Origin of the sequence: Pantoea sp. ICBG 1758, assembly GCF_002928325.1 — a bacterium.
GTDB classification, from domain to species: Bacteria; Pseudomonadota; Gammaproteobacteria; order Enterobacterales; family Enterobacteriaceae; genus Pantoea; species Pantoea eucrina.
This window is the reverse complement of the sequence record NZ_POWL01000007.1, coordinates 96,443-120,803: the sequence shown is the minus strand read 5'-3', so window position 1 is coordinate 120,803 and position 24,361 is coordinate 96,443. Positions and strand designations below refer to the sequence as shown.

Below are 24,361 nucleotides of genomic sequence, written 5' to 3'. Positions count from 1 at the left end.
CATGTAATACAAGAGCCAGCGTTTTACCTATATTTACCGGAATGTTGCAAACGTCATACTTTTGCCGCCGCGCAATCATTTGCGTGACTGAAATCACACATATCATGAAATTTGCGTAGCTTATTTCACTGCTTGTTTATTAAGATCACGGTTCCATTTACAATTCATGACACTTTTGCCTCATCGTCCCCCCACAGGTTATGAACATGACAAACCGTAATCGCATCGGCCTTACCTGGATCAGCTTTTTCTCTTATGCGCTCACTGGCGCACTGGTGATTGTGACCGGTATGGTGCTGGATAATATCGCGCAATATTTCCAGCTACCCATCTCAGAGATGAGTAACACTTTTACTTTCCTTAACGCCGGCATTCTGGTTGCCGTTTTCCTGAACGCCTGGCTGATGGTGATTGTGCCGCTGAAACGCCAGCTGATTTTCGGCTTTGTGCTGATGATTCTGGCGGTAGCGGGCCTGATGACCAGCCATAACCTGCAGGTCTTTTCACTCTGCATGTTTATTCTGGGCGTGGTCAGCGGCATTACCATGTCAATTGGTACCTTCCTGATCACCCATATCTATGACGGTCGCCAGCGCGGTTCGCGCCTGCTGTTTACTGATTCATTTTTCAGCATGGCCGGCACGATTTTCCCGATTATTGCTGGCGTACTGCTGGCTCGGGCGCTGCCGTGGTACTGGGTATATGCCTGCATCGGCGTTATCTATCTGGCTATTTTTGTTCTGACGCTGATGGTGGAGTTTCCGGTTCTCAAAAGTGAAGCGGCCGTTCAGGGTGGGGAAAAAGAGAAATGGGGCGTGGGGGTGCTGTTCCTCTCCATCGCTGCGCTCTGTTATATCCTGGGCCAGCTGGGCTTTATCTCCTGGGTGCCGGAGTATGCAACCAAATCGATGGGCATGGATATCGCCTCTGCCGGGCAGCTGGTCGGCAACTTCTGGACCGCTTACATGGTCGGTATGTGGGCGTTTAGCTTCCTGCTGCGCTTCTTTGACCTGCAGCGCATCCTGATGGTGCTGGCTGCGCTGGCCACCGGCCTGATGTACTGGTTTGTCTCCTCTCAGGAGGCGGGCATGCTGCACTGGATCATTATGGCACTGGGCTTCTTCTCCAGCGCGATTTATACTACCATCATTACGCTGGGATCGCTGCAGACCAAAGCGGCCTCGCCTAAGCTGGTTAACTTTATTCTGACCTGCGGCACCGTGGGCACCATGCTGACCTTTGTGGTTACCGGACCGATAGTGGCTAAAGGTGGCGCGCATGCGGCACTCTCTACTGCCAACGGCCTTTATGCTGTGGTGTTTGTCATGTGCGTGCTGCTCGGCTTTGTCACAAAGCACCGTCAGCACGGTCATGTGACCCACTGATGATACCGGCACTGCCGCCTCGCGCGGCAGATGCGACCCAATAAAAAGGCGAGCCGGAAGGCTCGCCTTTTTTTACGTCATCCGCGCCGGTTTACGGCTGTGCGACGAACCCGACGGCGTCGTACACTTTCTTCAGCGTTTCCTGCGCGTGCGCGCGCGCTTTAGCTGCGCCGTCACGCATTACCTGGTTGAGCAGCGCTTCATCATTGCGGAAGTGGTGATAGCGCGCCTGCAGCTCGGTCAGCATGCCGGATACCGCCTCGGCAACGTCGCCCTTGAGGTGCCCGTACATTTTGCCCTCAAACTGCTGTTCAAGCTCCGGAATCGATTTGCCGGTAACGCCTGAGAGAATATCCAGCAGGTTGGAGACGCCCGCCTTCTCTTTGACATCATAGCGCACCACCGGCGGCTCTTCGGAGTCAGTAACCGCACGCTTGATCTTCTTCACGACCGATTTGGTATCTTCCAGCAGGCCGATAACGTTGTTGCGGTTGTCATCCGACTTGGACATCTTTTTCGTCGGCTCCAGCAGCGACATTACGCGCGCGCCCGATTTCGGAATAAACGGCTCCGGAACCTTAAACACGTCACCATAAAGCGCGTTGAAACGGGCAGCGATATCGCGGCTCAGCTCCAGATGCTGCTTCTGATCTTCGCCTACCGGAACCTGATTGGTCTGATACAGCAGAATATCGGCCGCCATCAGCACCGGGTAGTCAAACAGACCGGCGTTGATATTCTCTTCATAGCGGGCAGATTTATCCTTGAACTGTGTCATACGGCTCAGCTCGCCAAAGTAGGCGTAACAGTTCAGGATCCAGCTCAGCTGCGTATGCTCCGGCACGTGCGACTGAACAAAAATGGTGCTTTTTTCCGGGTCAATGCCGCAGGCCAGATAGAGCGCCAGCGTATCCAGCGTCGCTTTACGCAGCGTGGCCGGGTCCTGACGCACGGTGATCGCGTGCAGATCGACGATGCAGTAAATGCAGTGATAGTCATCCTGCATCTGCACCCACTGACGCAGCGCACCCATATAGTTGCCAATGGTCAGTTCACCTGAAGGCTGGGCGCCGCTGAAAACGATGGGTTTGCTCATGTTATATCCTGATAATCACAGCCCGAGTGCGGGCAGAAGTTCGCCAAAAGTGTCGAGAGTTAAATCGGGCCGGCTGGTGGTAATAGACTCACCGTAGTTGTAGCCAAACGTCATACCGACATTCGGTACACCGGCAGCCTGTGCCGCGAGGATATCATTGCGTGAATCCCCGACAAACAGCAATTGTTCCGGCAGTACGCCGAAATGGCCCAGCACCAGGAAGATGCCGGCCGGATGCGGTTTTTTCACCGCTACGTCATCACCGCCGATAATCAGTGAAAAAGAGTCGCTGATGCCGAGAGAGGCCAGCAGCGGAGCGACAAACGGCGTTGGTTTATTGGTAACGATAGCGAGAGGTAATCCCTGGTCGCGCAGCGCGAGCAGCGTCTCTTTTACCTGCGGAAACAGCGTGCTGCCTGACTCAACCGTGTCAGCGTAGTGCCGATCAAAACAGGCGCGTGCGTCACGCTGCTCTTCCGCATGAGGCTCGCGGCCCAGCGCCCAGGTCAGGGCGCGCGCCATCATAATATCGGCACCGTTACCTATCCAGGTTGATGCCCGCTCGATGCCCGGCGCCGGCAGCTGCAGATCGCCCAGCGCCCGATCGATCGCCTGTGACAGGCCCGGTGCGCTATGCACCAGCGTTCCGTCAAGGTCAAAGGCCAGCGCGCGGATATCAGTGAAATGAGCCATTAACTTTCTCCAGTTCCGTGCGCATTTCATCGATAACTTTTTTGTAATCGGGATGACCGAAGATGGCCGAGCCGGCGACAAACATATCTGCGCCGGCGGCAGCAATCTGTCCGATATTGTCGATTTTCACACCGCCATCCACTTCGAGCCGGATGTCATAGCCGCTCTGATCGATCAGCCGGCGCGCTTCGCGCAGTTTATCCAGCGTGCCCGGTATGAATGACTGGCCGCCAAAGCCGGGATTGACCGACATCAGCAGAATGATATCCAGCTTATCCATCACGTAATCAAGGTAGCTCAGCGGCGTTGCCGGATTAAACACCAGGCCCGCCTTACAGCCATGCTCTTTGATGAGCTGCAGCGTGCGATCCACGTGGTCACTGGCTTCCGGGTGGAATGTGATATAGCTGGCACCCGCTTTCGCAAACTCCGGGATAAGCGCATCCACTGGCTTGACCATCAGGTGCACATCAATCGGTGCCGTAATGCCGTAGTCACGCAGCGCTTTCAGCACCATAGGTCCCATCGTCAGATTGGGCACATAGTGATTATCCATCACATCGAAATGCACGACATCGCCGCCTGCCGCCAGTGCTTTGGCGGTATCTTCACCCAGACGGGCAAAGTCAGCGGCAAGAATTGAAGGGGCCAGTAAAAATTGTTTCATCCGATTCTCCCAATGTTGTGCGCCAGTCTCAGCTGACGTAATGCGTTGGTCGCGGACGAAACAGGCTAGCGGAAAAGCGCCAGCAGTTCGTCCACCTGCGTACGACCACTTATGCTTCGGCTGATAGAACGCCGGGCTTTTACTACATGTAAATCCGCGTTCTGATACCACTCCCGGGTCAGCAGCGTATCGTGATTGGAAATCAGGACCGGTATCTGGCTCTTAGCCAGCTTCCCGGCCAGCTCCGCGAGATGCTGCTGCTCGCGCAGGCTGAAACTGTTGGTGTGATAGGCCGTGAAGTTGGCCGTTGCCGACAGCGGCGCATAGGGCGGATCGCAATAGACCACCGAGCCTGCAGCAGCGCTGTTCAGGGTAACATCGTACGATTCGCAGACAAAGGTCGCTTTCTGCGCGCGCTCTGCAAACCAGAGTAGTTCAGCTTCCGGAAAGTAGGGTTTGCGGTAGCGGCCAAAAGGCACGTTAAATTCACCGCGCAGGTTGTAGCGACACAGGCCGTTATAGCCGTGACGATTCAGATAGAGGAACAGCACGGCGCGCTGGTAGGGATCGCGGCTGGCGTTAAATGCCAGCCGCTGCGCATAATAGTGCTCAGCGCTGTTTCCTTCCGGCGTAAACAGCTGACGCGCATCCGCAATAAATGTCTGCGTACGCGTTTTGACAATGTTGTAGAGGTTAATGAGATCGCCGTTGATGTCCGCCAGATGGTAGCGGTCATAATCGGTATTGAGAAATACGGAACCGGCGCCCACAAAAGGCTCAACTAAGCAGTCGCCTTGTGGCAGGTGACGACGAATATCGTCAAGCAGTGGGTATTTCCCACCGGCCCATTTCAGGAAAGCGCGATTTTTTTTCATGCTGTCGTGGTTATTACATCTTCATTGTAGCTGTGGTGAAACCGACAGCAGATCTGCGCTTAAACGGGGCCGCAGCAGCGGGCCCCACATCAATTTACTGACTCTCTTTCTTAACCTGGCTCAGCGGTTTTACCCACGGATTAACCGCACGTACTTCTGCAGGCAGCGCAGCCGCAGCCCTTTTCGCTTCGGCAGGCGTCGCGTAAGCGCCACTGACCAGCACGTACCAGGGCTGACCGTTACGTGTGGTTTTATACACGTGATAGCCGCTCAGATTCTGTTTTTTTGCCCACGCCGTCAGGCTCTCCTGCTTCGACGCTCCGCTCAGCTGCAGCGTATAGTTACCCCCTGAAGGCAGAGACTTGCTGGCGCTGCTGGCAGGCGGGTTGTGCGCTGCCGTGGTGTGGGTCTGGCTCTCGCGGGTCGCAGACGGTTTTGCCGCAGCCGCTGGTTTATGGCTGGTACCGGATGCGGTGGAACGTGAACTGCTGCTGGCACGCGGCGCATTATCCGCCCGCACAGCTGGCGGCGTAACCGCTTTTCCTGCTGTGCTGCCAGCATTACCGCTTACGGTAGCCGGCGCGGTGGGCAGAGAAGAGCCGCCCTGCGCACCCTGTGCGGCAGCATCTACCGAGCCCTGCTGATTACTCAGCGCACTGTTGAGATCGCCTGGCAGCGTGACGCGCTGCTGATTCGCAGGCGCCTCTGTTACCTGCGCCTGCGTTGGCGTGGATGAGACGGAAGGCATTGAGATCGCCTGCCCTTCACTGCCAGCTGCCGGCTGCGTCGTATCCTGTGGCGCGCTGCCTTCAGCCGTTGGGGCCGCTGCCTGCTGGCCGCTCATGGAGGCGGAATCAGAGAGATCGATATGTTTTTCACTGCCGCCAGATGTCGACGCACTGCCGCTGCTGCGGTTAGCCGCGGGTTTATCATCCGGCCCGGTCAGCGCTGAACCAATGCCCAGCACCAGAACCAGCAACACCAGAATGCCAATCCCCATCATCATATGCTGACGGGAGACCGGCGCTTTGGCCTTTGGCGCAGAAGACGCTTTACGGGATCGCGCGGGACGGCGATCGCTGGCATCAGGTTTTAACTCATCTTCCGGTTTGAACTCATCCATCTCGCCTCCTCCGTAAAACGGTGCGTCTCCGACACACCGTATCACAACGTTCTTCTTCAGCCTGAACTTGCCTGCCGCAGCGTTATATGACGGTCTGCTGTCAGAACGCTACATTCGCGCTCAGTTACTGCGACAATCGTTAATTGCAGCCAGCACCATATCATGTGCAACACCGGCACGCACTTCAGAGCGACCAATAGCGAGAGGCAGCACCAGACGCAGCTCGCCCCCGATCACTTTTTTGTCGCGCATCATGTGCGGCAGATACGCTTCAGCTGTCATCTCAGCGGGACCGGTTACCGGCAAGCCAGCACGCTGCAGCAGCGCAATCACGCGTTCGCTCTCTGCTGCGGTAAATTGCCCCAGCCGTTGCGCCGTACGCGCGGCCATCACCATACCTGCGGCCACGGCTTCGCCATGCAGCCAGTTGCCATAGCCCATATGCGCTTCAATCGCATGACCAAACGTATGGCCCAGATTGAGCAGCGCACGCTGGCCGTTTTCACGCTCGTCGGCAGCAACCACTTCCGCTTTCAGCTCGCAGCAGCGGCGAATACACCAGGCGATTGCGCGCGCATCCAGCGCCAGCAGCGCATCAAGATTTTGCTCCAGCCAGTGGAAGAATTCACCGTCCAGAATAATGCCGTATTTGATCACCTCTGCCAGGCCAGACGCCAGTTCGCGCGGCGGTAGCGTGGAGAGGCAATCCGTGTCAATGACCACCGAGGCGGGCTGATAAAACGCGCCAATCATATTTTTGCCGAGCGGATGATTGACGGCGGTTTTTCCGCCTACTGACGAGTCAACCTGCGCCAGCAGCGTGGTGGGCACCTGAATAAATCGGACGCCGCGCTGATAGCTGGCAGCGGCAAATCCGGTGAGATCGCCAATCACGCCGCCACCCAGCGCAATCAGCGTGGTGTCGCGGCCGTGCGGCTTCTGCAGCAGCGCGGTAAAGACCTCATCCATGACGGTCAGCGTTTTATACTGCTCACCGTCAGGCAAAATCACCTGATCAACATGGATGCCCGCCTGGGTCAGCAGCGTTGCGACTTTCCCGAGATAGAGCGGGGCCAGCGTCTGGTTGGTTACCAGCATGGCGCGATCGCCTGCCTTCAGCGGCCAAAAAGAAGCCGGATCCTTAAACAATCCGGCAGCAATGGTAATGGGGTAACTACGATCCCCCAGTGAGACAGTGATCTTCTCCATGATGACCGATACCTGTTGCTGAGCCCTCAGGATGCTGGATTAATTTTTTTCCAGCATGTTGATGATCTGATTGGCGACCACTTTGGCACTTTGATCATCAGTGCGAATAGTGACGTCAGCGATCTCTTCATAAAGCGGATTGCGTTCATCTGCCAGTGCTTCGAGCACTTCACGAGGCGGTTCATCAACCTGCAGCAGCGGGCGCTTTTTATCGCGCTGCGTGCGGGCAAGCTGCTTTTCGATGGTGGTTTCCAGATAGACAACCACGCCGCGGGCGGAGAGACGATTGCGCGTTTCACGGGATTTGACGGAACCGCCGCCGGTCGCCAGTACGATGCCTTGTTTCTCGGTCAGCTCGTTAATGATTTTTTCTTCGCGATCGCGGAAACCAGCTTCGCCTTCCACATCAAATACCCAGCCTACATCCGCTCCGGTACGTCGCTCAATTTCCTGATCGGAATCGAAAAATTCCATATTGAGTTGCTGAGCTAACTGACGACCAATAGTGCTTTTGCCGGCACCCATCGGCCCAACCAGAAAGATATTGCGTTTCTCTGCCATTTTGTCGGTATTACTAAGAATTCGTTGATGATACCCCGCGTTCAGCGCGTTGCTGGCGGGACAGGAACTGAGACCTCATAAGCATTAGCAAGAGTCAGATAGAAAATTATCTCAACACTCATGGCCGTTTGGCAACCGAATAAATCGCCTCCGGCAACCTGCACACAGGTATGGTCTTTGGTTCGCGAGACGGTAACGCTCTTCCTTACGTGCCTTCATTAAACGGGCTACAGCTGCGCAGGCCGGGGGTTGCCGGTGCTTATCATCGGCTGATATTAGCGCTGAAAACGGCCCTTTATCTGCTTGCTGCTGCCCACTTTATGCTGGCATATTTCTTTTTTGACGCCAGTATCGCTTGTGACTGACGCCCGTCGGAAGATTATCCTGCCGCGTACCGCTACACCGTTTTAAAATCGCTAAACCTTGTAAGCTAATTCCTCTCTGGCGTCAACGCGCACGGCACTACAGAACGAATTTTCCGCTTTATCCGGCAGAAAGCGCTGCTTCCCTGACCAGTCTGGGGGTAATAAAGATAACCAGCTCACGTTTTTTCTGCTCCTGCAGCTGCTGCCGGAACAGCGCGCCCAGCAGGGGCACTTCTCCCAGCCACGGCACGCGCTTTTCACTCTGCGTGCGCTGCTGCTGAAAAATGCCGCCCAGCGCCAGCGTTTCGCCATCACGCAGCGTCACCTGCGTCTCAATTTCCTGCTTTTCAATGCTCAGCACCTGGTTCTCTCCCAGCGTCAGGCTGCGGCCAGGCATGTTCTGGCTCAGCCGCAGCCGCAGCTGAATGCGACCGTTGCCCAGAACCGTGGGAGTGACCTCCATACCCAGCACCGCCTCTTTGAACTCGATTGCCGTCGCACCGCTGTTGCCTGACTTCACCTCGTACGGAATTTCGGTGCCCTGTTTGATGGTGGCCGTCTGCTGATGCGCAGTAAAGAGCCGCGGGCTGGCGATGATATCGATCTGATTCTCCTGCTCCAGCGCGCTCAGCTCAAGATTCAGCAATTCACCGCTCATTTTACCCAGCGTCACCCCGGCGCGCAGTGCTGGCGTACTGACCGCCAGCGGCAGGCTAAGCTGCGGATTGCGCAGCGTCGCCGCTACCGCATCTGCCGGAGAGAGCTGCCAGCTGACGCCCAGTTCACGCAGATGCTCTTCGTTAAGCGTCACGATATGCGCCTGCAGCTCCACCTGCTCCAGCGGCCGGTCGAGGGCTTTGATCCAGCGCGTCGTGCTTTCCAGAGCCGGTGCCGTGTCGCGCAGCAGCAGTGAGTTAGTACGGCTATCGACCGTGACGCTGCCGCGTGCTGACATCAGTGAAGGCTCTCCCTGCAGGCTGCGGTGAATATCGCTGGCGCTGGCATAATGAAGCGTAACGGTGCGCTGCTCCAGCGTCCGCTGCGCCTGTTTATCTTCCTGCTCCTGCCGGACCCGCTGCATCTGACGCTGCTGCCAGCTTTGCGGATAGACCAGCAGCACCCCCTCCTCTTCTATCAGAACAAGATCGGTCAGGCGGGAAATCAGCGACAGGGCATGCTCTGCGCTTACCTTCTCCAGGCGCAGCGACAGTCGTCCCTCAACCCCGGGCGCAATCAGCAGATTAGTCTGCTGATAATCCGCCAGCGCCTGCAGAATGCGCTCTACCGGCGCATCGTCAAATACCAGGCTCAGCGTGCTGGTCTGCGCCTGCAGCGGGGTGCTTAACATAAGCCCCAGCAGCATCACGATCCGTTTCATAAAAGCCTCCTTTAATTACCCAAACGATCTGTTGCTTCACACAGCGGCGCGGCGCGGTTAACGTCAGCGTGCGCGCGGTTATCCCCGCGACCTGCCAGGGATAAACCGGAAAAGGAATGGATGGCTCCAGCCGGTAGCTTTTCCCCTCGGGCGATATTACCCAGGCGACAAAGTGGGGTGCGCGACCTGCCACGCCCTGCAGACGCCAGTTCTGCGGCGTGGCGGCAGGCGGTTCGCAGGCGCGGGTGGTCAGAGGGACGAAAGGATTGCGTGCTGCGACGGCACCGACCCAGAGCAGCAGGCACAGCAGCGCGCTACTCCGCATCGGATTGCTCCAGCCACAGCTCTGCCGTCAGCAGACGCGCGCCGGACCGCAGTGAAAAACGCTGCGGTACCGGCTGAGCGGTTCCGGCCAGCTCACTGAACAGCGGCATAAATTCACGCCACTCCAGCTGCAGCACCAGTTCTGATGGCTGAGCCTGCGGCTGCCAGTTTTGCAGCTGCGCGCCACGCGTGTTCACCAGCTGCTCCAGCGATGCGCTGGCCGCGCTGCCGCGCTGCGGCATCTGTAACATAGCGATCTCCAGCGAAAGCATGGCGACTGACGGCTGCAGCGCCTGCTGCAGCTGGCTTTGCTGCGCGGTAAGCGCTGTCAGCGCTGTCCGCTGCTGTGCCAGCGCCTGCTGCTGGGGTTGCAGCAGCAGCAGCCAGAGCAGCAGCAGCACGGCTGCGGCAACCAGCGTGCTGCAACCGGCACGCCAGGCAAAAGGCCACAGCGCATAGCGCCACATCAGCTCATTCATTGCGCGGCTCCCGCATCCGCGCCTGCAGCGTGAAGCGGTATCGGCCATCAGACTGCCGGGTTATCGCCCTCTGCCTGACGGCGGCAAACAGCGGCTGTGCCAGCAACCGATGGCGCAGCTCGCTCACCGCAGCCACACTTTCACTCCACCCTTCGACGCGCAGCAGCTGCTGCTGACGATCGATACGCTCCAGCCACAATGCATCCGGCAGCAGCCCCGGCAGCTGCTGCCAGAAACGTTGCCAGTGCTGATACTGCAGCGCCACCTGCTGACGCTGCTGCTGTAAGTCCAGCAGCCTGTCGCGCGCCTGCAGCAGTGATTGCTGTTGCGTGCGCAGGTGCCGCAGCGCGATCAGTCGCTGCCGGGCCTGTTCTGTCGCGCTTTCAGCCTGAGTCAGCTGCTGTCTGCTATATCCTCCCAGCACCAGCGCAACGAGCAGCGGCAGTGTTAACGCGGTAATCAGCAGATATTTCGTCTGCCGGCAGCACTTCTGCCACTGCCGCTCACGCCACGGCAGCAGATTAACCCTTAGCATGAGCTGTCTCCGGGACGCAGCGCCAGTCCCAGCGCCAGCGTAAAGTCGCCCTGCTGTGCGGGCAGAGGCGGCTGCTGGTAGCGTAATAATGAGAGCGGCAGGCACAGCTTCGCCTGTAGTGTGGTCAGGGCTGACGAAGAGGTACAAAGCGAGTCCGATACCTGCGGAAAGAGCTGTGTAACAGTGTCTGCATCGAGCGCGCCTGTGACGCTCCCGCAGCGCAGCGCGCCATCATTAAACACCCAGAACCCGTGCTCGCCTGCCGGGTGGATCAGCAGCGTATGGGGGGCAAGCGGCAGCTGCTGTGCGACCTGCATCAGGGCCTGCGTGCTCAGTTCAAAGATGTCAGGCTCCAGACCCGCCTGCTGCAGCGGCTGCAGCCATTGCGCCATTACGTCCCGCCGTGCCGCCGTAACCTGCAGCCTGTTTTCAGCCGCGTCACACTGATAGTCAAACGCCAGCAGCGCGGTTTCCACCGGAAAGAGGGTACGGGCGGCGGCAGTGACATAACGATTTAAAGCGGGTTCGCGCAGCGAGGTGTCGGGCAGCGGCAAGGTCCGCTGCAGAACCAGCTGTGGCGGCAGGCCAACGCGCAGGGAAAACTGCGCCGGCAGCTGCCGCCGCCACGACGCTAACATCTCCTGTAACAGCGGCGAGCTTTGCAACACGCCGTTGCGTAACGTATCGTGCGGCAGCGCTTGCTGCCACCAGTGTCGCAGCTGCCAGCCATGACGACGGCGTTCAATACCCAGCGCACACAGGTGCCTGTTCTGAATATCCAGTCCAATTTGCCAGCGCTGAAAAGCCATACGCGCGATCTCCTTATCATCAAAGGTAAACGCTAAACCCGGCTATGCTGAATGACAGGCAAATGACGGGTATATCAAAGCGTCAGGCTTGCCTTTATACTACCGCGCGATTGTTTATAAACTGCCCAAACGCCAACAGATGGGAATTCTCAGGTGAAGTTCGTAAAGTATTTATTGATTCTTGCAGTGTGTTGCATTTTGCTGGGAGCCGGTACGGTTTATGGCTTGTACAAGTATATAGAGCCGCAGCTGCCCGATGTGAACACATTGAAAGATGTGCGTTTGCAGACGCCGATGCAGGTTTACAGCGCCGATGGCGAGCTGATCGCCCAGTATGGTGAAAAACGCCGCGTACCGCTGACGCTGAAGCAGATGCCGCCAGAGCTGATCAAAGCATTTATCGCGACCGAAGATAGCCGCTTTTATGAGCATCACGGCGTCGATCCGGTGGGGATTTTCCGTGCCGCCAGCATCGCGCTGATGTCAGGCCATGCGTCGCAGGGTGCCAGTACGATTACTCAGCAGCTGGCACGCAACTTCTTTCTGAGCCCTGAACGTACGCTGATGCGTAAAATCAAGGAAGCGTTCCTGGCCATCCGCATTGAGCAGCTGCTGAGCAAAGATGAGATCCTTGAGCTTTACCTCAATAAAATCTATCTCGGCTATCGCGCGTATGGCGTTGGCGCGGCGGCGCAGGTCTATTTCGGTAAAACGGTCGATCAGCTGTCGCTGAGTGAAATGGCGATAATCGCTGGCCTGCCGAAAGCGCCCTCAACCTTCAACCCGCTCTATTCGCACAGCCGGGCGCTGGCGCGTCGTAATGTGGTGCTGGCGCGCATGCTGGATCAGAACGACATCACACAGCAGCAGTATGAAGAGGCCCGTAATACGCCGCTGACCGCCAGCTATCACGGTCCTGAGATCGCCTTTTCTGCCCCTTATCTCAGTGAAATGGTGCGTCAGGAGATGGTGAAACGTTACGGCGATCGCGCCTATGACGACGGCTACAAGGTGTATACCACCGTAACCCGTCGCCTGCAGGAGGCGGCGCAGCAGGCGGTGCGTAATAACGTTATGGCTTATGATATGCGCCACGGCTATCGCGGCCCGACCGCCGTATTATGGAAAGTGGGCGAGACCAGCTGGGATCAGCCGCGTATTCTTAAAACGCTGAAAACACTGCCCGCCTACGGACCGCTGAATGCCGCAGTGGTGACCAGCGCCAGCGCTCAGGAGGCCACGGCCTTACTGAAAGATGGCAGCACGGTCGCGCTGAAACTCTCCGGCGTGCGCTGGGCGCGCCCTTATAAATCAGACACGCTGCAGGGCCCGACGCCGCGCAGTATCACGCAGGTGCTGCAGGCTGGTCAGCAGATCTGGGTACGTAAAGTGGGCGATGAGTGGTGGCTGGGTCAGGTACCGCTGGTGAACTCTGCGCTGGTGTCGCTGAATCCGGAAGATGGCGCAGTGCGCGCGCTGGTGGGCGGATTCGATTTCAATCAGAGCATGTTTAACCGTGCCACCCAGGCGCTGCGCCAGGTGGGATCGAACATCAAGCCTTTCCTCTATACCGCCGCTATGGATCGTGGTCTGACGCTGGCTTCTATCCTCAACGATGTGCCGATTTCCCGCTGGGACGCCGGCGCAGGCGCAGACTGGCGGCCTAAAAACTCGCCGCCAACCTATGCTGGTCCTATCCGTTTACGGCAGGGGCTGGGAGAGTCTAAAAACGTGGTGATGGTACGCGCCATGCGCGCGATGGGCGTCGATTATGCTGCGGAATATCTGCAGCGCTTTGGCTTCCCGGCGCAAAATATTATTCATACCGAGTCGCTGGCGCTGGGTGCGGCTTCATTCACCCCACTGCAAGTGGCGCGTGGCTATGCGGTCATGGCAAACGGCGGTTTCCTGGTTGACCCCTATTTCATCACCCGCATTGAGGATGAGCAGGGAGGCGTGATTTTTGAAACAAAGCCTAAGATTGCCTGTCCGCAGTGTAATCTGCCGGTGATCTATGGTGATACGAAGAAGTCAGTTGCCCTGAATGAAGAGAGCGTGGAGAACGTCGCCACCTCTGATGAGTCGAAGAATCAGACGGTGCCACAGCCAGCGCTGGAGCAGGTTCCGGCACAGCCGCAGCCAGCAGGCGATCAGCAGTATGCGCCGCACGTGATTAATACCCCGCTCTCTTTCCTGATCAAAAGCGCGCTTAACTCCAATATCTTTGGCGAGCCGGGCTGGATGGGTACCGGCTGGCGTGCCGGACGCGATCTGAAGCGAAATGATATTGGCGGAAAAACCGGTACGACAAACAGCTCTAAAGATGCCTGGTTCTCCGGCTATGGCCCGGGTGTGGTGACGTCGGTCTGGATTGGCTTTGATGATTCACGCGCGCTGGGACGTTCAACCGTATCAGGTGCGATTCCGGATCAGATTTCCGGTTACGAGGGCGGAGCCAAGAGCGCGCAGCCGGCGTGGGATGACTATATGAAATCTGCGCTGGAGGGCGTACCGGTGCAGCCGCTGACGCCGCCGGAAGGCGTGGTCACCGTGACTATTGACCGGGCAACCGGCAAACTGGCTAACGGTGGTGGCAATACGCGTCAGGAGTATTTCATTGACGGCACGCAGCCGGTGGAATATAGCGTGCACGACGTCGGCACAACCATTATGGACAATGGCGAAAGCCACGAACTGTTCTGATAAACAGGCGCCTGCGGGCGCCTTTTCTATTCAGTAATCAAGCCGGCCCTGTTTTACCAGCCATTCGCGCACCAGAAACAGCGCACTGACGTTACGCGCTTCGCTGAAGTCGGGTTCTTCCAGCAGCGCCAGCAAATTCTTCAGCGGCCAGCGTCGTACCACCAGCGGTTCCGGCTCATCCCCTTCCAGCTTCTCTTCATAGAGGCCTTCAGCCACAACGATATTCATTTTGCTGGAGAAGTAAGAGGGTGCCATGGTGAGCTTGCCGAGGGCTTCAAGATGCGTCGCGCCGTAGCCAGCCTCTTCTTTAAGTTCCCGGTCGGCCGCCTCAAAGGCGCTTTCGCCCGGATCGATTAGCCCTTTTGGAAAACCAAGTTCATAGCTTTCCAGCCCCACCCCATACTCCTGAATCAGGATAACGTCGTCGCCGAGAATCGGCACAATCATTACCGCTTCGCGTTCAGAAGGCTTCATGCGCTCATAAACGCGGCGTGCACCATTGCTGAAAGCGAGATCGACGGCTTCAATGGTAAACAGGCGGGAGCGGGCCACCGCTTCTACCTTGAGGATGTCAGGTTTTTTCAATGGAGTGGTCATATCAGCCTCAGACGTTGCACAACCTTGTGAAATGCGATAGCGCCAGCATACCGAAGGCCGCGCAAATGTGCGACAGGCAACGCAGGCTAAGCCGCTGCCGGATTGCGCGGCCCGCCGTATAGCGCGCTATGCGCTCGCTCGCTTTAAGCATAAGTCAACGCCTCAGCGCGAAATTCAGAAAATACCGATATTTAATTGAGTATTGCCTGGTTAACATCCTATCAGGGATTAATCTAATAATTTATAATCCGATGATTTAGCGCATTATTTTATCTGTGTTTCTTCTTGTCAGAACCTCTTCTGCTCGCCAGAATTGACACATCTTACGATTTTCGCCGGGAGTAGAACGTTAACGTGAAGGCATTTCGTTGGCTGGAATGAGCTGAGCATGAGCACTTTTATTGTCATCCTGACAGTGATGCTGATCGGCTCATCATTAGCAGGTATCACTTACTGGTACGCTATGCGGCATCGTCCGCCGTTAGCGCGACCTCTGCCGTTTATCAGTCCGCCCTGCCGCAAACTCTCTGATGATGAGCGCATCGCAGTAGAAAAGTATCTGGCTGCGCTGGCAAAACGTCAGCCGCCGCGCACCCGCGCCCGCTTTGCCACGGAAGCGGAAGCGCTGACGCTGACGGCTCAAAGCAATCATGTCTACCCGGTTACCCGTTCCATCACCCGCTACGGTCTCTCAACCGACGATCCGCACAAATGGCGCTACTATCTCGATGAAGTGGAAGTGCATCTGCCACCGCTCTGGGAACAGTATATTGCCGATGAAAATTACGTTGAGCTGATCCGCACGCAGACGCTGCCGCTGGTCATCTCGCTGAATGGTCACTCGCTGGTTAACTACGCCATTGAGCAACCCGCCCTGCCGCCGCTGATCCAGCCTGCCAGTACCAACGCCTCTATCCGTAAAGCAGAGAGTGAAAACGTTGAGTTACTGCGGGTGCGCAAAGAGTCGCACGAGGAGTACCAGCTTTCGCGGCCTGACGGTACGCGTGAAGCGGTCGTTATCAGCTGCGCTTTTTTGCTGTTTTTTCTCGGTCTGGTGCTGCCGGGCAATCTCCTGCTCTGGCTGGTGGTGCCTGGCTGCGTAATGATCGCCGTCAGCCTCTGGTTCCTCTGTCGTTTTCCCGGTGAGAAAAGACTGCGTGATATTCACTGCCTGCGCGGTGCGCCGAAACGCTGGGGCCTGTTTGGTGAATCGAACCAGGAGCAGAGCAACATTTCGCTGGGCATTATCGATCTCATCTACCCGCCGCACTGGCAGCCTTATATCGCTCACGATCTGGGACAGATCACCGAAGTGGATATCTATCTGAACCGCCAGGTTGTGCGTCAGGGGCGTTTTTTGTCGCTGCAGGATGAAGTCAGGAATTTCCCGGTCCAGCGGTGGCGCAAGAATCTGGTACTGGCCTGCGGTTCACTGCTGGTACTGGCAATGCTGCTGACCTGGATCCCGCTCAGTATGCCGCTCAAGCTGAGCCTGGCCTGGGTCAAAGGCACGGAAAGTCTTGAGGTCGACAGCGTGGATAAGCTCTCTGCCCTGCCGCTGCACGTCGGCGATGTGCTCAGGGTGACGGGAACCGGTATGTGCTCGGTGCCAGGCAATTACCAGAGCAATCGCACCTACGCTTACATGCCTTTTGACTGCTCTGCTATCTACTGGAACAAAGCTGCTCCGCTGCCTCAGCCGCAGTCTGACATTATTGACAAGGCCGCTGCGCTGCTGGATACCACCCTGCGCCAGCTGCATCCGGAAACCAGTACCGATCCCAAGCTTAATCCGCAGCTCGCCTCAGCAATTCAGAAGTCAGGCATGATTTTGCTGGATGATTTTTCCGAGCTGGTGCTAAGGACGCAGGATCTCTGCAGCCAGCAGCAGGATTGCGTCCGGCTGAAAAATGCGCTGGTTAACCTGGGCAATGCAAAAGACTGGGATTCGCTGATCCACCGCGCGGACACCGGCAAACTCAGCGGCATGAATGTGCTGTTAAGGCCTGTCAGTGCCGAGGCGCTGGAGAATCTTGTGAATACCGCGACGTCGACCTTCTTTTCCCGTGAAACCCGTCGTGCGGCGGAAACGCTTAACAGCCCGCCGCCGGGCGGCTTTCTTATCATCAGCGATGAAGGCCGGCAGCTGGTGACGCAGCCGCAGCCTGCCGTCTCCCTGTTTGATCTGGACGCGCCTTCACAGTGGCGCGAGCTGCAGCGTATCGCGGGCATGCTGCTGCATACGCCGTTCAGCGCCAGCGGCATCATTACCAGTATGAGTACCGACGCTAACGGGACACGCCATATCATGCTGCATAATGAACCGGATGCCATGGCGCAATGGCGCTACATCGGCAGCGTTGTGCTGATGCTGATACTGCTGATTTCCGCGCTGGTGAACGGGTTACTGACGCTGCGTCGCATCCATCGTAACCGGCTGCGCATGGCTGAAATTCAGCAATATTACGATAAATGCTTTAACCACAATCTCAGCACTATGCAGAGTGTGCGCTCGCTGTTCTGACCCTCCGCCCTTCTGTGCTACCCTGACGCGCATTTTTTTGCGACGGCTGTCGGGGCCGGCATTTACGCTAAACTGATAGGGTGCGGCATCGCGTCGCACCTTGATTTATCACTTTCTGCCCATATCTCCGGGTATCTGCAGCTTTTCCTCTGCGAAGTTCGCGTCAGAGCCGGTTGCATATAGCGCGACGCGGTGATGAGAGCCCGGCCAGCGTCTGGTGCAGAGGCCCGGGCGTCAGCCGCTTCCGACGCCGACTGGCCGCCACCCTTTTTCAGCGCCGCCCTGCCGGACCCGTTTACCGGTAAAGGTGAAACGCTGCGTTAAAGCAGGAGCCACAATGAAAGAGAAAATCAGCGACGGCGTACGCCTTGATAAATGGCTGTGGGCCGCGCGCTTCTATAAAACCCGCGCGCTGGCACGTGAAATGATCGAAGGCGGCAAGGTTCACTATAACGGTCAGCGCAGCAAACCCAGCAAGCTGGTTGAATCCGGCGCGGAGTTAACGCTGCGACAGGGAAACGATGAGCGGACGGTGATCGTTAACGCCATCAGCGATCAGCGCCGCCCCGCCAGCGAAGCGCAACTGATGTATAGCGAAACCGCCGCCAGCGTGGAAAAACGGGAAAAAACGGCGCTGGCACGCAAACTGAACGCGCTGACTATGCCACATCCGGATCGCCGGCCTGATAAAAAAGAGCGCCGCGATCTGATGAAATTTAAACTGTCGGGTGATGAATAGTTTCCACCCCTGCGAGAGAAAACTTATGTCTGTTCAAGATCAATTACACCGTTACCTGTTCGAAAACGTTGCCGTGCGCGGCGAGCTGGTCAATGTCTCCCACACCTGGCAGGACATTATCCGCAATCATGACTACGCAGAGCCGGTAAAAACGCTGCTGGGCGAGCTGCTGGTTGCGACCAGTCTGCTGACCGCCACGCTGAAATTTGACGGTGATATCACGGTGCAGCTGCAGGGTGACGGTCCGCTGACGCTGGCAGTGATCAACGGTAATAACCGTCAGGAGCTGCGTGGCGTGGCGCGCGTGAAAGAAGGTGCAGAGATTGCGCCCGGCAGCACGCTGAAAGAGATGACAGGTAACGGCTATCTGGTTATCACCATTACACCAGAAAAAGGCGAACGTTATCAGGGCGTGGTGGGTCTTGAGGCGGATACGCTGGCAGGCTGTCTGGAAGACTATTTCATGCGTTCTGAGCAGCTGCCTACCCGCCTGTTTATCCGTACTACTGAGCAGGGCGCAGCCGGTATTTTACTGCAGGTGCTGCCCGCGCAGGAGACCAGTCAGGATGATTTCAATCATCTGGCCATGCTGACGGAGACGGTGAAAGCGGAAGAGCTGATCACGCTGCCGGCAAACGATGTGCTGTGGCGTCTCTACCATCAGGAAGAAGCCACCGTTTACGATCCGCTGCCCGTTATGTTTAAGTGCACCTGCTCGCGCCAGCGCTGCGGTGAAGTGCTTAAAACGCTGCCAGAGAGCGAAGTGGATGAGATCCTCGAAGAAGATGGCAAAATCGATATGCACTGCGACTATTGCGGCACGCACTATGTCTATGACGCAGTTGATATTGCTGCCATCCGGAACGAATCTGTCAGCGACAGCGACCAGCTGCACTGATTCCGCTGCGGGCGGCCACGCCGCCCGTTTCGCGTAAAACTATACCCCCATGTTTTTTCACGGAAATTAACTAATTTTCACTAACTTTACTTTTATAAGTAGCCGATTTCTCCGCTTGTCACGTTCCAGTTCGCATTTTTAACTATCTTCACTTTCCGCTTCTGCTCAGATGTGTACACTGCGCGCGATCTGTCCTGCGCAACCGAGTGCGCCACGCGGCAGACACCCCCTAAAAATGCAATGAAGTACCGATTTAAGGAGCAGTCACATGCGCGTTAACGGCCTGACATCGCAAGACCTCGCCGACCTGGGCATCAGCGGCACTACCGAAGTGGTGTATAACCCTGACTATGACACGCTGTTTCAGGAAGAAACCCGCCCGGAGCTGGAGGGTTATGCGCGAGGCACCCTGACGCAGAGCGGCGCAATCGCCGTGGATACCGGCATCTTTACCGGCCGCTCACCGAAAGATAAATATATTGTCCGCGATGACACGACGCGCGATACGCTGTGGTGGAATGGCACCGGCAACGGTAAAAACGATAATCAGCCGCTTTCGCAGGAGACCTGGCAGGCGCTGAAGGATCGCTGTACCCAGCAGCTTTCAGGCAAACGCCTGTTTGTGGTGGATGCCTTTTGCGGTGCCAATCCTGACTCCCGCCTGAGCGTACGCTTTGTGATGGAAGTGGCCTGGCAGGCACACTTTGTGAAAAACATGTTTATCCGCCCGAGCGATGAAGAGCTGGCCAGCTTCACGCCTGATTTTGTGGTGATGAACGCGGCGCAGTGTACCAATCCGGACTGGCAGGCGCAGGGGCTGAACTCAGAAAATTTTGTTGCATTTAACCTGACAGAACGCATGCAGCTGATTGGCGGTACCTGGTACGGCGGCGAAATGAAGAAGGGCCTCTTCGCCATCATGAACTATCTGCTGCCGCTGAAAGGCATCGCCTCCATGCACTGCTCCGCGAACGTGGGTAAAGCGGGCGACGTGGCCGTGTTCTTTGGCCTCTCCGGCACCGGTAAGACCACGCTCTCCACCGATCCTGAGCGGCAGCTGATTGGCGATGATGAGCACGGCTGGGATGACGACGGCGTCTTCAATTTTGAAGGCGGCTGCTATGCAAAAACCATCAACCTGTCTGAACAGGCAGAGCCGGAAATCTATCGCGCTATCCGCCGCGATGCGCTGCTGGAAAACGTGGTGGTGCGTGCCGACGGCAGCGTGGATTACGCCGATGGCAGCAAAACAGAAAACACCCGCGTCTCCTATCCGATCAATCACATTGAAAACATTGTGCAGCCGGTTTCCAAAGCGGGTCATGCGAAAAAGGTCATTTTCCTTACGGCTGATGCGTTTGGCGTGCTGCCGCCGGTTTCGCGGCTGACGCCAGAGCAGACGCAGTATCACTTCCTTTCCGGCTTCACAGCCAAGCTGGCCGGCACTGAACGCGGCGTCACGCAGCCAACGCCAACCTTCTCTGCCTGCTTTGGCGCCGCATTTCTGACCCTGCATCCGACGCAATATGCTGAAGTGCTGGTTAAGCGCATGGAAGCGGCGGGCGCGCAGGCTTATCTGGTTAACACCGGCTGGAACGGCAGCGGCAAGCGCAACTCACTGAAAGATACCCGGGCGATTATCAACGCGATTCTGGCAGGCGAGCTGGATAACGCCGCGACCGTGACCCTGCCGGTGTTCAATCTGCAGATCCCGACGCAGCTGGCCGGGGTGGACGCCGCCACGCTGGATCCGCGCCGCAGCTGGCAGAGCGAAGCGGAGTGGCAGCAGGCTGCGCAGGATCTGGCACAGCGTTTTATTACTAACTTTGAGAAGTATACCGACAACGACGCGGGTAAAGCGCTGGTACAGGCGGGTCCGCAGCTGTAAGCACGGCTGAACCACTGCAGCGGGCGGCATCACTGCCGCCCTTTTTTCTGTCTGCTCAGGTGCTGTGCGCGACGCTGGCCAGCGCGGTGCTGTTTTCCGGCATCGGCAGCCAGGCGCGGATACGTAATCCGCCGCGCTCGCTGGCACCAATCTCCAGCGATCCTTCATGCGCATCGATTATGCGCTGCACAATCGCCAGCCCCAGCCCGGTGCCGCTGGTACTGCGGGCGCTGTCGCCGCGCACAAACGGCTGAAACAGATGCTGCAGCTGATCGGGTTTAATACCGGGACCATCATCATCAACCTGGAACCAGGCGCGGTTAAGCTCCTGGCCGCTGCTGACTTTGATCCAGCCGTTACCATAACGCGCAGCATTTACCACCAGATTTGCCACCGCGCGTTTAATCGAGAGCGGATTGATATTCAGCATCAGCTCATCGGTCATCACCGCATTCTCAATCTCGCGTTCATAGCCGCTCTCGGCCGCGACCACTTCTCCCAGCACGCTATTGAGATCGGCCCGCTCGGTCTGCATCTCCTGACCCGTACGCAGATAATCGATGAACTGCTCAATGATAGCGTTGCACTCTTCGATATCTTTATTAATTGACTCCGCCAGATAGCCATCCTGCTCACCCATCATCTCGGTCGCCAGGCGGATGCGCGTCAGCGGCGTGCGCAGATCGTGACTGACGCCCGCCATCAGCAGGGTGCGATCGTCAGCCAGCTGCTTGACGCCAGCCGCCATCTGATTGAAGGCGCGCGTCACTGAACGCACTTCAGAGGCCCCGTATTCACGCAGCGGCGGCGGAATAATGCCTTTACCCACCTGCAGTGCCGCGTGCTCCAGATCCACCAGCGGCCGGTTTTGCATCCGGATAAACAGCCAGGCTCCGCCAATCGCCAGCAGCATGATTGCCAGCGTGTAGCGGAACAGCGGCGAGAAGTCGCCCTGATGAATTTCCGTCAGCGGCACCCGCACCCAGATATCGGGCGAAAGCCAGGTTTTCAGCCAGACAACCGGCGAGTTTTTATTGACCTCGACGCGCACATCGGTCGGGCCGCCCAGCTGCTGCGCCATCTGCTCACTCAGAAACTCATAGTGCTGCGCCCAGCGCAGCCCGCTCTCTTCTGCCGCCGCGTTGGTATAAAGCGAAATCCCCAGCTCGCGGTAAATTTCGCGCCGGAAGGCGGGTGGCACTTCCAGCTGTGTCCCATCTTCCAGCTGCAGCCGATCGGTCATCAGCATACGCACTTCGTAGGCCAGCACCTTATTAAACTGCTGCAGGCTGGGAAGAATAGCGAAGTTCAGCACCACCAGATACGTCGTTACCAGGCTGACAAACAGCAGGGTAACGATCAGCAGCAGGGTGCGGGCAAAGGAGCTGCGGGGCGAGAAGCGCAGTCGCCTCATGCTTTACTGCCGTCCGGCACAAAAACGTAGCCCAGACCCCAGACGGTCTGGATATAGCGCGGATGCGCGGGATCTTCTTCCACCATGCGGCGCAGGCGCGAAATCTGCACGTCGATTGAGCGTTCCATGGCGCTGTATTCACGTCCGCGCGCCAGGTTCATCAGCTTGTCACGCGAAAGCGGCTCACGCGGATGACTTACCAGCGCTTTCAGCACGGCAAATTCACCGCTGGTGAGCGGCATAGGCTCATCTTCACGGAACATTTCACGCGTGCCGAGGTTCAGTTTGAATTTGCCGAAGGCGATAACCGCCTCTTCCTGTGAAGGCGCACCCGGCAGCTCGTTGGCCTGACGACGCAGCACCGCGCGGATCCGCGCCAGCAGTTCACGCGGGTTAAACGGTTTGGGAATATAGTCATCCGCCCCAATTTCCAGCCCGACAATGCGGTCAACCTCTTCACCCTTAGCTGTCACCATGATAATCGGCATCGGGTTACTCTGGCTGCGCAGACGGCGACAGATAGAGAGGCCATCTTCGCCTGGCAGCATTAAATCCAGCACCATCAGATGAAACGATTCACGCGTCAGCAGGCGATCCATCTGTTCAGCATTAGCGACACTGCGCACCTGAAAGCCCTGTTCGGTGAGATAGCGTTCCAGCAGCGCGCGCAGACGCATATCGTCATCAACGACCAGAATTTTGTAGTTCTCTTGCATGTTCAACTCCCAAAGGCGCCATTGCCTGAAGCAATATTGTGAGGATAAGGGACCTGTCTGTGACAGATATTTATGGTTTATATTCTAAGCGAAATTGTTACAAAGCATATTAAACAGGAGCTTATATTTAATTTCTTGCCTGAAATGCGGCTCCGCTCCCGCTTTTGCCACCCGATTTTACCCTGATTAGCGCTTGTCTGAAAAAACGGCACTTTTTCTCACTGCGCGTGGCTCGACCGCACTTTTCCCGCTCTGCCAGAGCCTGCCCTGCGCTTTCACATCAATTCAGCGGGATAGCAGACCGCCGGCAGCACAAAACTGCGCAGATTCTGGTTAGCGCCTCATAACGCTCTCGGAAGAGTGCCAGCGGCGGCACAATCCAAGACCATTTATAAATAAAGACAGTTAAATCAGCGAGTAAACACCACTTTCGCCCGGCCCGATGATCTCCGACACTTCTGCTGTATCGACCCGATCGGTGTCATGTGGAGAAGAAAAATGAAAAAAGTTGTTCTGCTGAGCGCGCTGGTTCTCTCCAGCCTTACCCAGGTTCAGGCGGCAACGTCAGTCGGTGAAGCCGCCGGTGCGCAGGCGTCAACGACAGCAAAAGGCAACTCGGATGCAATTGGCGTGGGCGCAGTAGCAGCACTGCTGGGCGTGGCGCTGGCTACCATGGGCGGTGGCGGTGGCGATGGCAATGGCAGCAGCACCTCAACCACTACCGCAACGGTGCCGGGCAAGTAAGCGCTATACCGGGACTGCGCTGCCTGTGGCTCACCACGCGCAGTGCAGTTCACTTACGCCTTGTCGTGATAGGTAATCTGATTCACAAACCAGATCTTTTGTCCTTCAGGCGTGTTAACGGTGACCTCATCATCGACCTCTTTTTTGATCAGCGCCCGCGCCATAGGTGAATCGATCGAGATGTACTCTTTCACATTATCGCCATAGATTTCATCTGGTCCGACGATGCGAAAACGCTTTTGTTCCCCCTGCTCATTCTCCACTTCTACCCACGCGCCGAAAAAGACTTTGCCCTCCTGCTGCGGGGCGTAATCAACAATTTTCAGCTCAGCGAGGCATTTGCGCAGGTAGCGTACCCGCCGGTCAATCTGCCGCAGCAGCCGTTTATTGTAGGTATAGTCCGCGTTTTCTGACCGATCGCCGAGGCTGGCGGCCCAGGAGACGATACGGGTGATCTCCGGACGCTTCTCATTCCACAGATGATCGTGCTCGGCGCGCAGCTTGTTGTAGCCTTCGCGGGTAATCAGTTGAGTTTTCATTACATCGGCTCATTTATGTCAGTTTTGCAGGTCGCCAGCTGCGTACAATAAGCGACGCTGCCGCAGGCAGCAAGATGCGGGCGCGATTCAGAAAAAGATG

23 protein-coding genes are annotated in these 24,361 nt (G+C 57.1%); 7 read left to right on the top strand and 16 right to left on the bottom strand.

Translation table 11 applies throughout. The features are described from left to right. Nucleotides 1-206: 206 nt before the first annotated feature. The gene (gene tsgA / locus C1Y41_RS17930) at nt 207-1,385 is read left to right on the top strand and encodes an MFS transporter TsgA (RefSeq protein WP_104086023.1); all 1,179 of its coding nucleotides are present in this window, start codon (nt 207-209) and stop codon (nt 1,383-1,385) included. A 91-nt stretch (nt 1,386-1,476) separates the two neighbouring features. Here tsgA and trpS read toward each other — a convergent pair whose 3' ends face one another. The 12 genes from trpS to pilM form a co-directional block, all read right to left on the bottom strand. Further along, the gene (trpS, locus tag C1Y41_RS17925; RefSeq protein ID WP_094111202.1) at nt 1,477-2,481 is read right to left on the bottom strand and encodes a tryptophan--tRNA ligase; all 1,005 of its coding nucleotides are present in this window, start codon (nt 2,479-2,481) and stop codon (nt 1,477-1,479) included. Nucleotides 2,482-2,496: 15 nt separating this feature from the next. Further along, nucleotides 2,497-3,174, bottom strand: coding sequence for a phosphoglycolate phosphatase (locus C1Y41_RS17920; protein ID WP_094111201.1), 678 nt, complete (start codon nt 3,172-3,174; stop codon nt 2,497-2,499). Beyond that, nucleotides 3,158-3,841, bottom strand: a complete 684-nt coding sequence (gene rpe / locus C1Y41_RS17915) for a ribulose-phosphate 3-epimerase (protein WP_039380919.1) — start codon at nt 3,839-3,841, stop codon at nt 3,158-3,160. Before rpe ends, C1Y41_RS17920 begins: the two co-directional genes overlap by 17 nt. A 65-nt stretch (nt 3,842-3,906) precedes the next feature. Then, nucleotides 3,907-4,716 (bottom strand): adenine-specific DNA-methyltransferase, encoded by an 810-nt coding sequence (gene dam, locus C1Y41_RS17910; protein WP_039380921.1) that lies wholly within the window; start codon nt 4,714-4,716, stop codon nt 3,907-3,909. Nucleotides 4,717-4,810: 94 nt separating this feature from the next. Next, a complete protein-coding gene (locus C1Y41_RS17905; RefSeq protein ID WP_104086022.1) occupies nt 4,811-5,839 on the bottom strand; it encodes an SPOR domain-containing protein in 1,029 nt (342 codons plus the stop codon). Between the two features lie 120 nt (nt 5,840-5,959). After that, a complete protein-coding gene (gene aroB / locus C1Y41_RS17900) occupies nt 5,960-7,048 on the bottom strand; it encodes a 3-dehydroquinate synthase (protein ID WP_039380926.1) in 1,089 nt (362 codons plus the stop codon). 39 nt (nt 7,049-7,087) lie between these two features. Then, nucleotides 7,088-7,609 (bottom strand): shikimate kinase AroK, encoded by a 522-nt coding sequence (aroK, locus tag C1Y41_RS17895; RefSeq protein WP_039380929.1) that lies wholly within the window; start codon nt 7,607-7,609, stop codon nt 7,088-7,090. 483 nt (nt 7,610-8,092) lie between these two features. Beyond that, nucleotides 8,093-9,352 carry a DNA uptake porin HofQ gene (gene hofQ, locus C1Y41_RS17890; RefSeq protein WP_071669289.1) on the bottom strand — a complete coding sequence of 420 codons (1,260 nt, stop codon included), beginning with the start codon at nt 9,350-9,352 and terminating at the stop codon, nt 8,093-8,095. After that, complete coding sequence (locus C1Y41_RS17885; protein ID WP_039380932.1) at nt 9,270-9,677, bottom strand: HofP DNA utilization family protein; 408 nt, start codon at nt 9,675-9,677, stop codon at nt 9,270-9,272. Before C1Y41_RS17885 ends, hofQ begins: the two co-directional genes overlap by 83 nt. Then, the gene (locus C1Y41_RS17880; RefSeq protein WP_233207461.1) at nt 9,667-10,155 is read right to left on the bottom strand and encodes a hypothetical protein; all 489 of its coding nucleotides are present in this window, start codon (nt 10,153-10,155) and stop codon (nt 9,667-9,669) included. Before C1Y41_RS17880 ends, C1Y41_RS17885 begins: the two co-directional genes overlap by 11 nt. Further along, nucleotides 10,148-10,690, bottom strand: coding sequence for a PilN domain-containing protein (locus C1Y41_RS17875; RefSeq protein ID WP_104086021.1), 543 nt, complete (start codon nt 10,688-10,690; stop codon nt 10,148-10,150). Before C1Y41_RS17875 ends, C1Y41_RS17880 begins: the two co-directional genes overlap by 8 nt. Then, nucleotides 10,684-11,499, bottom strand: a complete 816-nt coding sequence (gene pilM, locus C1Y41_RS17870) for a pilus assembly protein PilM (protein ID WP_039380938.1) — start codon at nt 11,497-11,499, stop codon at nt 10,684-10,686. The genes C1Y41_RS17875 and pilM overlap by 7 nt, the downstream gene beginning before the upstream one ends. Before the next feature lie 153 nt (nt 11,500-11,652). Here pilM and mrcA point away from each other — a divergent pair, with 153 nt between their 5' ends. Then, on the top strand, nt 11,653-14,202 hold the full coding sequence (mrcA, locus tag C1Y41_RS17865; protein ID WP_104086020.1) for a peptidoglycan glycosyltransferase/peptidoglycan DD-transpeptidase MrcA: 2,550 nt from the start codon (nt 11,653-11,655) through the stop codon (nt 14,200-14,202). Nucleotides 14,203-14,232: 30 nt separating this feature from the next. On the opposite strand, the gene nudE is transcribed toward mrcA, so the two are convergent. After that, complete coding sequence (gene nudE / locus C1Y41_RS17860) at nt 14,233-14,799, bottom strand: ADP compounds hydrolase NudE (RefSeq protein WP_104086019.1); 567 nt, start codon at nt 14,797-14,799, stop codon at nt 14,233-14,235. Between the two features lie 388 nt (nt 14,800-15,187). On the opposite strand from nudE, the gene C1Y41_RS17855 reads away from it, so the two are divergent. The 4 genes from C1Y41_RS17855 (at nt 15,188) to pckA (ending at nt 20,848) form a co-directional block, all read left to right on the top strand. After that, nucleotides 15,188-17,323 carry an intracellular growth attenuator family protein gene (locus C1Y41_RS17855; RefSeq protein WP_071669286.1) on the top strand — a complete coding sequence of 712 codons (2,136 nt, stop codon included), beginning with the start codon at nt 15,188-15,190 and terminating at the stop codon, nt 17,321-17,323. Nucleotides 17,324-17,660: 337 nt separating this feature from the next. Then, a complete protein-coding gene (gene hslR / locus C1Y41_RS17850; RefSeq protein WP_039380949.1) occupies nt 17,661-18,062 on the top strand; it encodes a ribosome-associated heat shock protein Hsp15 in 402 nt (133 codons plus the stop codon). Nucleotides 18,063-18,087: 25 nt separating this feature from the next. Further along, nucleotides 18,088-18,960, top strand: coding sequence for an Hsp33 family molecular chaperone HslO (gene hslO, locus C1Y41_RS17845; RefSeq protein WP_039380951.1), 873 nt, complete (start codon nt 18,088-18,090; stop codon nt 18,958-18,960). Nucleotides 18,961-19,228: 268 nt separating this feature from the next. After that, nucleotides 19,229-20,848, top strand: a complete 1,620-nt coding sequence (pckA, locus tag C1Y41_RS17840; protein WP_039380954.1) for a phosphoenolpyruvate carboxykinase (ATP) — start codon at nt 19,229-19,231, stop codon at nt 20,846-20,848. 55 nt (nt 20,849-20,903) lie between these two features. Here the strand turns inward: pckA and envZ are convergent, their stop codons facing one another. Further along, complete coding sequence (gene envZ / locus C1Y41_RS17835; RefSeq protein WP_039380956.1) at nt 20,904-22,262, bottom strand: two-component system sensor histidine kinase EnvZ; 1,359 nt, start codon at nt 22,260-22,262, stop codon at nt 20,904-20,906. Next, nucleotides 22,259-22,978: a two-component system response regulator OmpR gene (gene ompR, locus C1Y41_RS17830; protein WP_001157751.1), complete on the bottom strand. Its 720-nt coding sequence runs from the start codon at nt 22,976-22,978 to the stop codon at nt 22,259-22,261. Before ompR ends, envZ begins: the two co-directional genes overlap by 4 nt. Before the next feature lie 498 nt (nt 22,979-23,476). On the opposite strand from ompR, the gene yjbE reads away from it, so the two are divergent. Continuing rightward, nucleotides 23,477-23,722: an exopolysaccharide production protein YjbE gene (gene yjbE / locus C1Y41_RS17825; RefSeq protein ID WP_039380960.1), complete on the top strand. Its 246-nt coding sequence runs from the start codon at nt 23,477-23,479 to the stop codon at nt 23,720-23,722. Between the two features lie 53 nt (nt 23,723-23,775). Here yjbE and greB read toward each other — a convergent pair whose 3' ends face one another. After that, nucleotides 23,776-24,261: a transcription elongation factor GreB gene (gene greB, locus C1Y41_RS17820; RefSeq protein WP_039380962.1), complete on the bottom strand. Its 486-nt coding sequence runs from the start codon at nt 24,259-24,261 to the stop codon at nt 23,776-23,778. Nucleotides 24,262-24,361 lie beyond the last annotated feature (100 nt).